Origin of the sequence: Streptomyces sp. DH12 (assembly GCF_020873895.1) — a bacterium.
Classification (GTDB): Bacteria; Actinomycetota; Actinomycetes; order Streptomycetales; family Streptomycetaceae; genus Streptomyces.
Map to the genome: position 1 here is coordinate 1 of NZ_JAHWGT010000349.1, position 669 is coordinate 669.

1 protein-coding gene is annotated in these 669 nt (G+C 70.9%); it reads right to left on the reverse strand.

Annotation, left to right across the window (positions count from 1 at the left end):
• On the reverse strand, nt 1–490 hold a 490-nt coding region (locus LPA54_RS34485; protein WP_228984585.1), incomplete at its 3' end, for an ABATE domain-containing protein.
• Nucleotides 491–669: the final 179 nt, after the last annotated feature.

Consider the following 669-nt stretch of genomic DNA (forward strand, 5'->3'; position numbering starts at 1 on the left):
CGTTCTTGGAGGTGTCGTAGAAGTGCAGGACACATTCGGGGTTGCCGCAGGACCGGATCCGCTCGGGCCGCTCGGCGAGCAGGCGCAGGTAGTCCTCGGCGGCGAGCCAGGCCGGCAGCCAGGAGGGGCTTTCCACCTCGACGTAGGCGTCCGGCCCGTCAGGGCGTAGCACGAGCCCTCTGCGGCCGTGGGCGAGGACGGCGTTGAGGGCCTCGACGGCGCCGTCGTCAGGGTGCTGCGGAGCGGTGGCCGCCTGGTCCAGGGCGGCGCGTGCCTGGAGCAGGCGCCGGAGCGTGTCGTGGTCCGCCCGGACCTGCGTGTCGCCCAGGGCCCGGCTGCCCAGGGGCCCGGCGAGCCACGTCGCCAGCCCGTCGAGCGAGGCCAGCAGGTCATGACGGCCGGCCGCGTCGATCCAGCGGGTGTTGAGCAGGTCGATGGCGAGCGGTTCCCCGGTCAGGGGGCGGGGGTCGGCCCCTGCGACTGACGGCACGGTGCGCTGTCCTTCCTCGGCGGTGGCGGCGGTGTCACACCCACCACCGTAACCGGTCATCGCGTGATCACCGGTTGACGCCCCCTTCATCTAACCCTTAAAGTCCATTTCAATGGTTGCGGGACAGGCTCGTGACGAGGAGCGAAGGCATGTGAGGAACCATGACCGAGGCGAAGACC